The 13,690-nt window shown below is 73.2% G+C and carries 11 protein-coding genes and 1 pseudogene; 7 read left to right on the top strand and 5 right to left on the bottom strand.

The features are described 5' to 3' along the window. Positions 1-6: 6 nt before the first annotated feature. Genes PUR71_RS38275 through PUR71_RS38265 form a run of 3 tightly spaced genes read right to left on the bottom strand, consistent with a single transcriptional unit; the run spans position 7 to position 2,998 of the window. A complete protein-coding gene (locus tag PUR71_RS38275) occupies positions 7-849 on the bottom strand; it encodes a carbohydrate ABC transporter permease (protein WP_443077728.1) in 843 nt (280 codons plus the stop codon). Then, positions 825-1,736, bottom strand: coding sequence for a carbohydrate ABC transporter permease (locus PUR71_RS38270; RefSeq protein WP_329931894.1), 912 nt, complete (start codon positions 1,734-1,736; stop codon positions 825-827). Before PUR71_RS38270 ends, PUR71_RS38275 begins: the two co-directional genes overlap by 25 nt. A 2-nt stretch (positions 1,737-1,738) precedes the next feature. Continuing rightward, a complete protein-coding gene (locus PUR71_RS38265; RefSeq protein ID WP_329931893.1) occupies positions 1,739-2,998 on the bottom strand; it encodes an extracellular solute-binding protein in 1,260 nt (419 codons plus the stop codon). 351 nt (positions 2,999-3,349) lie between these two features. On the opposite strand from PUR71_RS38265, the gene PUR71_RS38260 reads away from it, so the two are divergent. The 7 genes and pseudogenes from PUR71_RS38260 (at position 3,350) to PUR71_RS38230 (ending at position 12,122) form a co-directional block, all read left to right on the top strand. Beyond that, the gene (locus PUR71_RS38260) at positions 3,350-4,243 is read left to right on the top strand and encodes an SIS domain-containing protein (protein ID WP_329931892.1); all 894 of its coding nucleotides are present in this window, start codon (positions 3,350-3,352) and stop codon (positions 4,241-4,243) included. Then, on the top strand, positions 4,240-5,151 hold the full coding sequence (locus PUR71_RS38255; protein ID WP_329931891.1) for an ROK family protein: 912 nt from the start codon (positions 4,240-4,242) through the stop codon (positions 5,149-5,151). The genes PUR71_RS38260 and PUR71_RS38255 overlap by 4 nt, the downstream gene beginning before the upstream one ends. A 163-nt stretch (positions 5,152-5,314) precedes the next feature. Then, the gene (locus tag PUR71_RS38250) at positions 5,315-6,238 is read left to right on the top strand and encodes a 1-phosphofructokinase family hexose kinase (protein ID WP_329931890.1); all 924 of its coding nucleotides are present in this window, start codon (positions 5,315-5,317) and stop codon (positions 6,236-6,238) included. A 258-nt stretch (positions 6,239-6,496) separates the two neighbouring features. Continuing rightward, on the top strand, positions 6,497-7,339 hold the full coding sequence (locus PUR71_RS38245) for a class II fructose-bisphosphate aldolase (RefSeq protein ID WP_329931889.1): 843 nt from the start codon (positions 6,497-6,499) through the stop codon (positions 7,337-7,339). Between the two features lie 444 nt (positions 7,340-7,783). Continuing rightward, positions 7,784-10,120: pseudogene (locus PUR71_RS38240) on the top strand (glycoside hydrolase family 31 protein); the annotation flags it as partial. Positions 10,121-10,258: 138 nt separating this feature from the next. Beyond that, entirely contained in the window at positions 10,259-11,401 is a 1,143-nt protein-coding gene (locus tag PUR71_RS38235; protein WP_329931888.1) for an FAD-dependent oxidoreductase, read from the top strand. 34 nt (positions 11,402-11,435) lie between these two features. Continuing rightward, a complete protein-coding gene (locus PUR71_RS38230; protein ID WP_329931887.1) occupies positions 11,436-12,122 on the top strand; it encodes a TetR/AcrR family transcriptional regulator in 687 nt (228 codons plus the stop codon). 3 nt (positions 12,123-12,125) lie between these two features. Here PUR71_RS38230 and PUR71_RS38225 read toward each other — a convergent pair whose 3' ends face one another. Both PUR71_RS38225 and PUR71_RS38220 read right to left on the bottom strand, forming a co-directional pair. Further along, positions 12,126-12,713, bottom strand: a complete 588-nt coding sequence (locus tag PUR71_RS38225; protein ID WP_329931886.1) for an NADPH-dependent FMN reductase — start codon at positions 12,711-12,713, stop codon at positions 12,126-12,128. Positions 12,714-12,959: 246 nt separating this feature from the next. Then, positions 12,960-13,670 carry a hypothetical protein gene (locus tag PUR71_RS38220; protein ID WP_329931885.1) on the bottom strand — a complete coding sequence of 237 codons (711 nt, stop codon included), beginning with the start codon at positions 13,668-13,670 and terminating at the stop codon, positions 12,960-12,962. Between the last annotated feature and the right edge of the window lie 20 nt (positions 13,671-13,690).

The raw sequence follows: 13,690 nt of genomic DNA, 5'->3' as shown, positions 1-13,690 counted from the left end.
GGATGGCTACTTGACCGAGCCGGCGGTCAGGCCCGAGACGACGTGCCGTTCGATCACCGCGAACAGGACGACGACCGGCACGATCGCCACCAACGACGCCGCGAACACCTGGTTCCACTGCACGCTGTAGGCGCCGATCATGTTGTCGATCCCGACGGTCAGCGGCTGCCGGTCCGGGGAGGTCGTCAGGGTCAGGCCCATGATGAACTCGTTCCAGGACGCGATGAACGTGAAGATCACCGCCGTCACCACCCCCGGCAGCGCCAGCGGCAGCGTCACCCGCCCCAGCGCGCCCAGCCGGCCGGTGCCGTCGATCCGGGCCGCCTCCTCCAGCTCCACCGGGATGGCGGCGATGTAGGCGCTCAGGATCCAGATCGCGAACGCCAGGTTGAACGCGGCGTTGGCGAGCACCAGCACGAGGATCGTGTCCAGCAGGTCGAGCGTGTAGAACTCCCGGTAGAGACCCACCTGCAACGCCGTCGGCTGGAACATCTGCGTGACGAGGACCAGCAGCAGGAACGCCTTGCGCCCCCGGAAGCGGACCCGCGCCGTGTAGTACGCGGCGGGCAGCGCGACCAGCAGCACCAGCAGCGTCGAACCGCCCGCGACCACCAGGGTCACCTGGAGGTTCTGGCCGAGCGTCGTGTCCCGCCACACCGCGGTGAACGACGACCAGTCGAAGTGGCCGGGCAGGTAGCCGTTGTCGCGCAGCTCGTCGGCCGGGCGGCCCGCGGTGACGAGCATCTCCACGTACGGCAGCAGGAACAGTGCCGCCAGCGCCCAGGCGGTGGCGGCCAGCAGCAGGGTCCGGGGGGCGAAGCGCTTCACTGGTCCTGCTCCTCGTTCCAGCGGCTGACCCTGAGGAAGAGCAGCACCATGACGATCACGACGGCGAAGTTGACCACCGACATGGCCGCCGACTCGGCGACGTCGTAGCCGCGCAGCATGTACATGAACACGGTGGTCGTGGCGGTGTCGGCGTTGGGCCCGCCCTGGGTCATGCCCCAGATGACGGGGAAGGAGTTGAAGACGTTGATCAGGTTGACCACCAGCGCGACCAGGAACGCCGGGCGCAGCAGCGGCAGCGTGACCAGCCGGTAGGTCTGCCGGCGGGACGCGCCGTCGACCCGGGCCGCCTCGTACACCTCGGCGGGCACGGTCTGGAGGCCGGCCAGCAGCGTGTAGGTGGTGAACGGCAGGGAGACGAACACCGCGACGGCGATCAGCCATGGCTTGGCGTGCGCGGCGTCGCCGAGCCAGGCCTGCGGGCGGTCGATCAGGCCGAGGTCCACCAGGAGCCGGTTGAGGACCCCGGCGACCTGGTCGAGCATCCACCGGAAGCCGATCGCGGTCATCAGCACGGACGCCGCCCACGGCGCGATCAGCGCCCACCGGGTGAACCGCCGGCCGGGGAAGTCCTGGTTGAACAGCTGGGCCAGGGCGAGCGAGAGCAGCATCGTCAGGCCGACGACGGCGACCGTCCACAGCACCGTCCAGCCGAGCACCTCGGGCAGCCGCGGATCGGCGAACAGCTTGCGGTACGTGGCCAGGCCGGCCGCGCCGTGGTCGGTGCCGGTGGTGTCGATGCGCCGCAGCGACGTGCGGACCATCTCCACCACCGGCCAGAGGACGACGGCGAGGATCAGCAGGACGGCGGGCGCCAGCCAGGGCACCGGGCCGAGGCGGCGCAGCGGGTCCCGGTGGGGCCGTTGGCGGGGGACCGGAGGGCGGGGCACGGCTACTGGCCGGCCTGGACGGCGGCCTGCTGGAGCGCGTCCAGTGCCTTCCTCGGGTCGCTCACGGCGGTGCCGATCTGCGTCTTGACCTGGGCCGAGACGCCCGGCCACGTCGGGTCGCTGAGCGGGTAGAAGGTGGCGGTCGGCAGGATGCGCAGGAACGGCGCGAGCGCCTGCTCGTCGGGGTCGGCCTGGAGGGCGGTGAGCGCGGACTTCGTGACCGGCAGCAGGCTGTACTCCTTGGCGAACGTCACCGCGTTGTCCTTGGCGTAGGCGAAGTCGAGGAACGCCTTGATCTGGTCCTTGTGACCGCCCTTCTTGAAGGCCATGACCCAGTCGGCCACCCCGAGCGTGGACGGGCTGACGCCGTCCTTGCCGGGCATCGCCGTCCAGCTGACGTCCATGTTCTTGACGTCGCCCAGCAGGGTCGGGATGCCGTTGAGCATGCCGACCTTGCCGGACGCGAAGTCCTTGGTGAGGTCGGTGCGGTTGACGGCCGCCGGGCTCTGCTCGGTCAGGCCCGCGTCGACCCAGGACTTCAGCTGGGTGAACGTGGCGACGTTGGCGGGGGAGTTGATGGCGTACTTGCCGCCCCCGTCCTGGTAGCCGCCGTGGTTGCCGAGCATCCAGATGAACGACTCGCCCTGCGCCTCCTCCTTGCCGAGCGGCACTCCGAGCGGCACCTCGACGCCCGCCTTCTTGAGGGCGGTCGCGGCGGCGGTGACGTCGTCCCAGGTCTTCGGCGGGTTGGCCGGGTCGAGGCCGGCCTTGCGGAAGAGCACGTTGTTGATCAGGAACATCCGGGCACTGGAGACGAACGGGACGCCGTACTGGGTGCCGTCCTGCACGCCGGCCTTCGCGAGGGCGGGCACGAAGTCGTCGGCGGTGGCGGAGGACAGGACGTCGCCCGCCGGGTAGAGCATGCCGTTCTTCGCGTAGTCGGCGTAGCCGCCGGTCTGGAGGAGGTCGGGCTGGTTGCCGTTCTGGACCATGGTCTTGACCTGGGTGTCGAGGTCGTTCCAGTTGATGACCTGGAGGTTCACCTTGACCTTCGGGTTCCGCTGCTCGAAGGCGGATATGACGCCCTGCCAGTACGCCTGGCTCGGGTTCTGCCCGTTGGAGCCGTAGTCGGCGGCGACGAACCGGATCGTGGTGACGCCGTCGGCGGACGTGCCGCCGGAGCCGGAGCCCTTGCTGCACGCCGACAGGGCGAGGGTGCCGGCCAGGACGGCCGCCGACAGGGCGAGGAGAGGCCGCTTCATTGCAGGACCGCCTTTGCGAGTCTATGAGCTGCGTGAACCGCGTGAGCTGCGTGAAGTTGTGCGATCGCGCCGATCAACAATCAGTTTCGATCAGTAGCGTGCCCAGAGTGTGCCCCCTTGGCGACGGCCATGGCGGGCGCGTTATCGAAGTGTTGCCGGACTGACTGCCGGGAGAAGGCGGTCTTCCGTGTGAGTGGAACTGCGTGTAGCCTCGCCGCCGGTTGCTCAAAATTGATCTGTTTGGCGTGAAGTGCGGCAGATTTGAGCATGAGTGGCGTGTGAGCCGTTGGCGCCGTAGGCGGGGAGGCCCTTGTGAGTCATGTCGAGTCCAGTCACGTCGAGCCCGATCGCGTGGCGCCCAGTCACGTGGGGCCCAGCCACGTCGAGCGTGAGATCGCGGCTCAGCCGGACTGCTGGCGGCGGGCGTCGGCGCTGGAACCGGCCGGGCTGCCCGAGCCGGGCGAGCGTGTGGCCGTCATCGGCTGCGGCACCTCGCTCTACGTGGCCCAGGCGTACGCATCGCTGCGCGAGGCCGCCGGCCACGGCGAGACGGACGCCTTCCCGGCCTCCGAGTTCCCGGCCGACCGCCGCTACGACCGGCTCCTCGCGCTCAGCCGCTCCGGCACCACCACCGAGGTCCTGACGGCGCTCGCGCGCGCCGAGCACACACCCCGCACCGCGATCACCGGCGACCCCACCACGCCGATCAGCGCCGTCGCGGACACCGTCGTCGACCTCGCCTTCGCGGACGAGGAGTCCGTGGTCCAGACGCGCTTCGCCACGACCACCCTCGCCCTGCTGCGCGCCCGGCTCGGCCACGCCCCGGCCGACCTGCCCGAGCAGGCCGAACGGGCGCTGGCCGCCGACCTGCCCGAAGGCGCCCTCGGCGCACGGCAGTTCACCTTTCTCGGCACCGGCTGGACCGGCGGCCTCGCCAACGAGGCGGCACTCAAACTGCGGGAGGCCGCCGGGTCCTGGACGGAGTCCTACCCGGCGATGGAGTACCGGCACGGCCCGATCAGCGTCACCGCGCCGGACACCGTCGTCTGGTTCTTCGGCGAGCCCCCGGCCGGACTCCTCGACCAGGTCCACGAGATCGGCGCCACCACCTCCGTCACCGGCCTGGACCCGCTCGCCGACCTGATCCGCGCCCAGCGGCTCGCCGTCGAACTCGCCAAGGCCCGCGGCCTCGACCCCGACCGGCCGCGCCACCTCACCCGGTCGATCGTCCTCACCCGGCCGTGACCACGGTCATCGCGCTCGACGTCGGCGGCACCTGGGTCAAGGGCGGCGCGGCCGGCCCGGACGCCCGGCTGCGGGCCGCCACCCGCCGCCCCACCGGCGCCGAACACGGCCCGGAGGCGGTACTGGCGACGGTGCTCGCCACCGCGCGCGAACTCGCCGACCACTACCGCCCGGTGGCGGCCGGCGTCGCGATCCCCGGCATCGTCGACGAGCGGGCCGGCCGCTCGGAGCTCGCCGCGAACCTCGGCTGGCGCCGGCTGCCCGTCCGCGACCGCCTCGCGGAGGCGCTCGGCATCCCCGTCGCCCTCGCCCACGACGTCCGGGCCGGTGGCCTCGCCGAAGCCCGGCTCGGGGCCGGCCGCGGCTGCGACAACTTCCTGTTCGTCCCGATCGGCACCGGCGTCGCCGCGGCCCTGGTCGTCGACGGCCGCCCGCTGACCGGCAGCCACGCGAGGGCCGGCGAACTCGGCCACCTCCCGGTGGAACTCGCCGCCGACGAACCGTGCGGCTGCGGCGGCCGGCGCTGCCTGGAGACGATCGCCTCGGCCGCCGCCATCGCCCGCCGCTACACCCGCAGGACCGGCCGCACCGGGGTGGACGCCCAGGAGGTCGCCGAACGCGCCCGGACCGGAGACTTCGCGGCGGTCACCGTCTGGCGCGAGGCCGTCGAGGCCCTGGCGGAAGGCCTCGCCGCCGCCGTCACCCTGCTCGACCCCGATCGCGTCGTCATCGGCGGAGGCCTGGCCGAAGCCGGCGAACACCACCTGGCCCCCCTGCGGACCGCCTTGGCAGCCCGCCTGACATTCCAGACCGTCCCCGAGATCGTCCCCGCCCACCTGGGCCCCCGCGCCGGCTGCCAGGGCGCAGCCCTGCTGGCCCGCGAACTGGCAGAGGGGACGGCGAGATGAGGGAGGCGGGGCGGGCGGGCGCAGGAAGTCGGCGGGGTCGACTTTCGGTGCGATCGCGGGTGGGCGGGCCGCGCCCGCGCGTAGGAAGTCGGGCCGTCCGACGTCCTACGCCGTGGTCCGTGGCCGTGGGGGCGGTGCGGTGGCTCCCTCCGGAGGCAGGGCGATGATCCTCACCGTCACGCCGAACGCCGCGCTCGACCTCACCTACTGGGTCGACCTGCTCCTTCCGCGTGCCTCCAACCGGGTGCGGCGGGCGGCCGAGCGGGCAGGGGGCAAGGGCGTGAACGTGTCCCGCATCCTGCACGGGCTCGGTCAGCCGACGCTCGTCACCGGTCTCGCCGGCGGCCCGTCCGGGGCGGCGCTGCGCCGTGACCTCGCTGCCGCCGGGCTGGCGGAGCGGCTGCTGCCGATCGCCGCCGACACCCGCCGCACGGTTGCGGTGGTCGACGCGGAGGCCGGTGACGCCACCACCCTCCTCGAGCCGGGCCCGGTGGTGCGGCCGGAGGAGTGGCACCAACTGCTCGCCCACGTCGACGGGTTGCTGCCGGAGGCCTCTGCCGTCGTGCTGTCCGGCAGCCTCCCGCAGGGCGTGCCCGAGGACGCGTACGCCGGGCTGATCCGGCTCGCCCACTCGCACGGCGTACCGGCGGTCCTGGACACCGCGGGCCCGGCCCTGCGGGCGGCACTCGACGCGGGGCCTGCGCTCGTCAAGCCGAACGCGGACGAGCTGGCCGCGGCCACCGGCCTCGTCGACCCGGTGGCCGCGGCAGGAGCCCTGCGCTCGGCGGGCGCCGGGGCCGTGGTCGCCTCGCTCGGTGCGGACGGCCTCATCGCGGTGACCCCGCAGGGCGGTTGGCGCGCGGAGGTGCCCGCGCGGATCGCCGGCAATCCGACGGGGGCGGGCGACGCGGCGGTGGCAGCGCTGACCCTCGGCCTGGTCGCGGACGCGCCGTGGCCCGACCGGCTCGCCGAGGCGGTGGCCCTGTCGGCGGCGGCCGTGGCCGCGCCGCTGGCGGGCGACTTCGACCCCGACGTCCACCGCGCGCTGCGCGGCCGGGTGGAGGTGCGGCCGTTGTGGAGCCCGTGATGGGGGAGACGGTGGCGCCGCGCCGCCTCGACCTGCGCCGGCTGGTGGCCCCGGTCCCGGTCCCGGCCCGGGTTTCGGAACGCCGGAGCTCCGCGACGGGCCCGGGTTTCGGAGCGCGTCGTGTGCTGCGCGGCCGCTGCGGAGCCCGCGACGGCCGTGCCCGGCGCGCCCCACTGCAAGCCCCTGCGCCTGCCCGGGGCGGGCGACCGCGACGCCCGCATCCGCACCCCCACCCCACCCCCAGCCGAGGAGTCCCCCATGCCCCTGACCGGTACCGGTGCCATCGTCGCCCCCGCCGTCGCCTACGGGCGCGGGGTCGGGGCGTTCAACGTCATCCAGCTGGAGCACGCGCAGGCGATCGTCGCCGGTGCCGAGGCGGCCGGGGCGCCGGTGGTCCTCCAGCTCAGCGAGAACGCCGTCCGCTACCACGGCGCCCTCGCGCCCGTCGCCGCCGCGGCGCTGGCGGTCGCGCGGCGGGCGGCGGTGCCCGTGGCCGTCCACCTCGATCACGCGACGTCCGTCGAACTCGTCGCCGAGGCAATCGACTTGGGCTTCTCCTCGGTCATGTTCGACGCGTCCGCGCTCGCCCACGCCGACAACCTCCGCCGGACCGCCGAGGTCGTCGCCCGCTGTCACGCAGCCGGGGTGTGGGTGGAGGCGGAGCTGGGGGAGATCGGCGGCAAGGACGGCGTCCACGCGCCGGGTGTGCGGACCGATCCGGACGAGGCCGCCGAGTTCGCCGCCGGGACGGGCATCGACGCGCTGGCCGTCGCGGTCGGATCCTCGCACGCGATGGCGACCCGGGACGCCGTCCTCGACTTCGACCTCGTCGCCCGGTTGCGCGAGGCCGTCCCGGTGCCGCTCGTGTTGCACGGGTCCTCGGGTGTCGCGGACGAGGACCTGACCCGCGCGGTCGAGCACGGCATCACGAAGGTCAACATCGCCACCCAGCTCAACCGGGTGTTCACCGCCTCCGTCCGGCGCGCCCTCGCCGGCGACGCGCGGCTCGTGGACACCCGCCGCTACCTCGGGGCCGGCCGTGCCGCGACGACCGCCGAGGTGGCCCGGCTGCTCGCCGTCCTCAGGGCGAGCCCGTCCTGACCGCACTGCCCCGGCAACTGCCCGGCCCCTCGGCAGCTACCCAGCCCCGCATCCAGGCGTCCCGTCCGGATCCCCCGGCGGGAGTCCCACCGGAGAACGGAAGGTGACACGTCCATGCGCCACCGCTTACGCCGCCCGCGCCCGCGAGGCGTCCTGACCGCCGTGCTCGCGCTGCTCTGCGCGCTGCTCGGCGCCGTCCCGGCGGCCCGCGCCGCGACCCCGTCCGCAGGCACCCTCTCGCCCGGCCACCGAACGGTGACCTGGCAGAGCCCGACCTACGCCAACGGCGCCGTGCCCGACCCCGCGCACTGCCCGACCGCCGCCGCCGACCCGGACGGCAAGGTCTGCGACCGCTTCTCGATCACCGTCGACGTCCCGGCCGGCCACTGGCGCGACAACCCCGACGGCGGCGTGCCCGTGTCGATCAGCTGGCCCGACCCGACCATGGAGTTCGACCTCTACGTCTACGACAGCGCGGGCCGCAAGGTCGCCGAGAGCCAGACCGGCGCCGTCCCCACCACCGCAGTGATCCCGGACGCGTCGGGCACCTACCAGGTGCTGGTGGTGCCCTACTCCGTCAAGAACTCCTCCTACACCGCGACCGCGCTGCTCCCCGAGCCCACCACCGTCGGCAACGCGACCGGCATCGCGCGGGACGGCGACGGCTACCTGATCCAGGCGGGCGCGACGGCCCGCGCCCGCGTGGACTTCACCACCGAGGACGCGTTCCGCCTGCGGTTCAGCCCGGACGGCACCTTCACCGCGCCGCCCGTCGGCGAGATGATCGCGACAACTCCTCCCACTCTCAAGACCGTCGAGGCGCACGACGAGGGCGACTACTACGCGATCAGCTCCGCGCACCTCACCCTGCGCGCGTACAAGCAACCGCTGCGCTTCGCGCTCTACACGGACGACGACACCAAGCGCGTCTGGGAGGAGACCCGGGGCCTCACCTGGACCCAGGACGCGATGCAGCAGACCCTCGCGCGCGGGCCGCAGGAGCAGTTCTACGGCGCGGGCGAGCAGAACGGCTCGTTCTCCCACCGGGACAAGACCGTCCACGTCGCCAACGACTACAACTGGAACGAGGGCGGATTCAACAACTCCCAGCCCTTCTACCTCTCTTCGGCCGGCTACGGCGTCTTCCGCCACACCTACGCCCCCGGCACGTACACCTTCGGTGACCCGGTGCAGACGTCCGAGCGCGAACGCCGCTTCGACGGCTACTACTTCTACGGCCCGGACCTCAAGAGCATCATCGGCGCCTACACCGACCTCGTCGGCAAGCCCTTCATGCCGCCGGTCTACGGCCTCGAACCGGGCGACTCCGACTGCTACCTGCACAACGCCAACCGCGGCGAGCGGCACACCCTGGACGCCCTCAAGGTCGCCGACGGCTACACCGCCAACCAGCAGCCGCTCGGCTGGATGCTCGTCAACGACGGCTACGGCTGCGGCTACGAGAACCTCCAGCAGACCGGCCAGGGCCTGCGCGACCACCAGATGCAGCTGGGCCTGTGGACCTCGACCGGCCTGCCCAACCAGGGCGAGGAGGTCAAGGCGGGCGTGCGGGTGCGCAAGCTGGACGTCGCCTGGGTCGGCCCCGGCTACAAGTTCGCGCTCGACGGCTGCCTGAAGGCCAAGGACGGCATCGAGCAGAACAGCGACGCCCGCGGCTTCGTCTGGCTGCCCGTCTCCTGGGCCGGCGCGCAGCGCTGCGGCGTGCTGTGGAGCGGCGACCAGAAGGGCACGTACGACTACGTGCGCTGGCAGATCCCGACGTACGCGGGCGCGGCGATGTCCGGCATCGCGTACGACACCGGTGACGTGGGCGGCATCTTCGGCAGCGACCCGAAGGTCGAGACCCGGGACCTGGAGTGGAAGACCTTCGTCCCGGCCATCATGACGATGGACGGCTGGGCCGCCGCCGACAAGCAGCCCTGGCGGGCGGGTGAGCCGTACACCTCGGTCAACCGGCGCTACCTCCAGCTCAAGGAGCGCCTGCTGCCGTACTTCTACACGCTCGCCGAGGAGGCGCACCGGACGGGCGTGGGCGCGGTGCGGCCGCTGGTGCTGGAATACCCGGACGACCCGAACACGTGGGGCGACGCGGCGAAGTACGAGTTCATGAGCGGCAGTGACTTCCTCGTCGCGCCGGTCTACGACACCTCGTCCGTCCGCAACGGCATCTACCTGCCGAAGGGCACGTGGGTGGACTACTGGACGGGCCGGACCTACCAGGGCCCGACCACGCTCGACGGCTACCGGGCGCCGCTGGACACCCTGCCGCTGTTCGTCCGGGCCGGGGCCGTCGTGCCGATGTGGCCGCAGGGCACGCTGTCGTGGCAGACCCGCGACACCGGCCGACTGTCCTACGACGTCTACGCCAAGGGCGGCGAGTCCTCCTTCACCCTCTACGAGGACGACGGCACGACGCGCGCGCACGAGCAGGGCGCGGGTGCCACGCAGGAGGTGTCGGTGCGCTCGGTCGGGCACGGCCACGGCGTGACCACGGTGGAGGTGGGCCCGAGCGTGGGCGACTACACGGGCAAACCGGCGGCGCGGGCGTACGAGTTCACCGTCCACGCGGGCGCCGGGCCGGGCGCGGTGCTCCTGGACCGCGAGCCGCTGGACGGCCACTCCTCGCAGGCCGAACTGGACGCGGCGGGCGCGGGGTGGTTCTACGACGCGACGGCGGGCGTGGTGCACGTGCGGACGCCGAAGCAGCCGACGGACTCGGGCTTCTCGCTGCTCCTGGCGGGGGCCGGGCCGCTGGCGGGCTGAGCCGGGGGGGAGGGCGGGGGTCTTCGAGCCTCCGCCCTCCTTCACTTCCCTGGGTTCGTTTCCACGGGCGAACTTGTTCGTAACGAACATGTTCGTTAGCGTGGGTGTGACAACGACCCGAAGGAGCGGACAGAGATGATCCAGCGGAACCCGGCCCACGTCCCGATCGCCGTCCTCGGGGCCGGCCTCGGCGGCCTCACGCTCGCCCGCGTCCTCCACGTCCACGGCGTCGAGGCCGCCGTGTTCGACCTGGAGGCGTCCCCGGAGGTCCGCACCCAGGGCGGCATGCTCGACATCCACGAGGAGTCCGGCCAGCGCGCCCTGCACGCGGCGGGCCTGTACGACGGCTTCCGCGAGCTCGTCCACGAGGGCGGCGAGGCCCTGCGCCTGGTCGCCCCGGACGGCACCGTCCGCCTCGACGCCCCGGACGACGGCACCGGCGGCCGCCCCGAGGTGGACCGCGGCGACCTGCGCGACCTCCTCCTCGGCTCGCTTCCCGCCGGAACGGTCCGCTGGGCCCACAAGGCCACCGGCGTGCGGGCACTCGGCGGCGGCCGTCACGAGATCGCCTTCGCCGACGGCGGCGTCCTCACCACCGACCTGCTGATCGGTGCCGACGGCGCCTGGTCGAGGGTCCGGCCGCTGCTGTCCGACGCCGTCCCGGCCTACACCGGCATCTCCTTCGTCGAGGCCGACCTGCACGACGCCGCCGTCCGCCACCCCGAGGCCGCCGCGCTCCTCGGCGGCGGGTTCTTCATGGCGCTCGCCGAGGACCGCGGCTTCCTCGGGCACCTCGAAACGGACGGCAGCATCCACGTCTACGCCGCGCTGCGAGTGGGGAAGGAGTGGCTGGACGGCCTCGGCGGCCCCGACTCCACGGCGGTCAAGCGGGCCGTGCTCGCCGAGTTCGACGGCTGGTCGGACGGTCTGCGTGCCCTCGTCGCCGACGCCGACGGCCCCCTCGTCGGGCGCCGCATCCACGCCCTGCCGGTCGGCCACCGCTGGGAGCGCGTCCCGGGCGTCACGCTCCTCGGCGATGCCGCGCACCTGATGTCCCCGTTCGCGGGCGAGGGCGCCAACCTCGCCATGCTCGACGGCGCCGAACTGGGCGCGGCGATCGCCGCCCACCCAAGCGACGCCGAGGCCGCGCTTTCGGCGTACGAGCGGGAACTGTTCCCGCGCAGCGAGGCCTCGGCGGCGGAGTCGGCGGCCAACCTGGAGCGGATGTTCGGACCGGACGGGCTCCAGGGGATGCTCGACCTGTTCGCGGGCGCGTGAAACCGCACGGGCGCCGCGTCCTAAGGTGGGCGCCATGAGCAGCACCCCGACGCCCCGCCCCCGCAGCCGCCGCGAACGCCCGGCCAAGCCGGCCCTCACCTACGAGGGCATCGTCGCCGCCGCCGTCCGGATCCTGGAGGCCGAGGGGTTGCAGCGGGTCACCATGCGCCGCCTCGCGCAGGAGCTCGACACCGGCCCGGCCTCGCTCTACGTGTACGTCGCCAACACGGCCGAACTGCACGCGGCGATCCTGGAGGAGTTCCTCGGCGCCGTCGACCTCGTCCCGGTGCGGGCACCCGGCGACTGGCGCGAGCGCCTGGCCGCCGTCCTCGTCTCGTACACCGGCGTCCTGTTCCGGCACCCGGCGCTGGCGCACACCGCGCTCGTCACCCGCCCGTCGGGCCCGCACTACCTGGCCGTCGTCGAGGCGGTCCTCGCGCTGCTGCACGAGGGCGGCGTGCCGGACGGGCAGGCGGCCTGGGGCGTGGACGTCCTGTTGCTGGTGGCCACCGCGACGGCCGCCGAACAGTCCGCCCGCGACGCCGACCCGGCCGCCGAGGCCGAACACACCGCCCTCGCCGAAACCCTGCTCGGCGCCACCGCCCCCGACCACCCCCGCATCGCCGCCCTCGGTGCGGCCCTGCTCGCCGGCACCCCGGAGGAGCGCCTCGCGTGGACCTTCCGCATGGTGATCAACGGAACGGCGAGCACCCCGCGTTAGGGGCTACCGGCTGCCGTACGGCCGCTTCTCGCGGGCCTCGCGCAGAGCGTGTCCCCACCAGCCGAGCTGGTCGAACAGGGTGGCCGCGGCGGCCGTCGCGCCGACGGGCTCCTTCAGCGCACCGGTCTCGTCGAACTGCCCCCAGCAGTTGTGGAAGCTCACCACGTCACGGACGGACACGGCGTGCATCTCGGCGAAGACCTGCCGCAGCTGCTCCACCGCCCGCAGGCCGCCCGACAGTCCGCCGTAGGAGACGAAACCGACCGGCTTGGCCGCCCACTCCTTCCCGTGCCAGTCGATCAGGCTCTTCAGCGAGGCCGGGAAGCTGTGGTTGTACTCCGGGGTGACCACGATGAAGGCATCCGCGTCCGCCAGCCGCGGCGAGAGCTTGGACAGCACCTGCGCAACGTCCTCACCCGGGTTGTGGGACAGCTCGTGCGGCAGCGGGTGGTCGGCGAGGTCGATCGCATCGACCAGCAGATCGTCCCGCTCCTTGGCGAGCGAGGCGACCCAGGTGGCGACGGTCGGCCCGAACCGGCCGTCCCGGACGCTGCCGGTGATCACGGCGAGACGGAGGGGAGTGGTGGACATGCGGACTCCTCGGCGATCGGATCTGTGCGACCCCGGGGCGGGGCGACGTTCACATGATTGAAGTTCAAGTGCACTTGACGTCAAGTCGCTTCCGGCCGATGCGGCCGCCGCCGGGCACTCTCCGTCGCCCAGCGGTCGAGCCCGGTCCCCGTGTGCGCAACGGGGGCTGTGGCGGGATGGCGGGACGGCGGGACGGCGGGACGGCCCAAGGAACCCCGCCGACACATCCGGTGAACCGCCGATCGGTTAGCCCCGCAGCCAGATCCGCAGCGGACCGATGGCCTCGAACCCGTGGCGGACGGCGGCATCCAGGTCCTCGCCGTGCTCGTAGCCGACCACGGGAAGGGCCGGGAACAGCCGGTGCACCGCGTCCAGCACCACCGGCCAGGCCGCGTCACTGCCGCCTTCCAGCGCGAAGACGTTGGAAATCCCGACCACGTGGTCGCTGCGGCTCGCCACGGCGCCGGAGACCACGCGGCCGTCGTCGTGTCGGCCGGCAAGCACGAAGGTGGCCGGGTCGTCGAGCAGTTCGGGCCGGAACAGGTCCTCGGCGCCCCCGCCGTCGTCCCAGGCGAGCGCCCAGGCCCGCAGCGTCTCCGGACTGTCGGCCACGTCCCAGGCAAGATCCGGCGCGGCGGCCGGAGCGCTCGCCGGACGGTGTATCCACTGCGCGTCGAACAGCACCCGGAAGCCCGCCTGCGTGAGGTCGAGGTCGGCGAAGCTGTCCTTGACGCCGGCGCCGGGTGCCCCGGTATCGATCCGGGCCAGCAGGTCCGCCCTGTCGGCGCCCGGCACCAGCGTCACCGCGTCGGGGTAGTACGGCGGCGTCCGAACCGGAGAGGACCACGCCTGCCGCCCGAACGCGCTGCGCAAACCGTGCGTTCGGCTCATCACGGCGCACCACTCGGCGTTGTTGCGGGCGGCCGCCTGGACCAGGGACTGGTTCGTCGTCGTCACGACTGCGGATCATGCCCCGT

This window comes from Streptomyces sp. SP17BM10 (genome assembly GCF_036322405.1).
Taxonomy (GTDB): Bacteria; Actinomycetota; Actinomycetes; order Streptomycetales; family Streptomycetaceae; genus Kitasatospora.
This window is presented reverse-complemented; position numbering and strand designations above follow the sequence as displayed.

Excerpts from the sequence above, each read along its gene's own strand:
- PUR71_RS38265 (WP_329931893.1), bottom strand. The coding sequence starts at position 2,998 with ATGAAGCGGCCTCTCCTCGCCCTGTCGGCGGCCGTCCTGGCCGGCACC.
- PUR71_RS38225 (WP_329931886.1), bottom strand. The coding sequence starts at position 12,713 with ATGTCCACCACTCCCCTCCGTCTCGCCGTGATCACCGGCAGCGTCCGG.
- PUR71_RS38235 (WP_329931888.1), top strand. The coding sequence starts at position 10,259 with ATGATCCAGCGGAACCCGGCCCACGTCCCGATCGCCGTCCTCGGGGCC.
- PUR71_RS38230 (WP_329931887.1), top strand. The coding sequence starts at position 11,436 with ATGAGCAGCACCCCGACGCCCCGCCCCCGCAGCCGCCGCGAACGCCCG.
- PUR71_RS38245 (WP_329931889.1), top strand. The coding sequence starts at position 6,497 with ATGCCCCTGACCGGTACCGGTGCCATCGTCGCCCCCGCCGTCGCCTAC.
- PUR71_RS38250 (WP_329931890.1), top strand. The coding sequence starts at position 5,315 with ATGATCCTCACCGTCACGCCGAACGCCGCGCTCGACCTCACCTACTGG.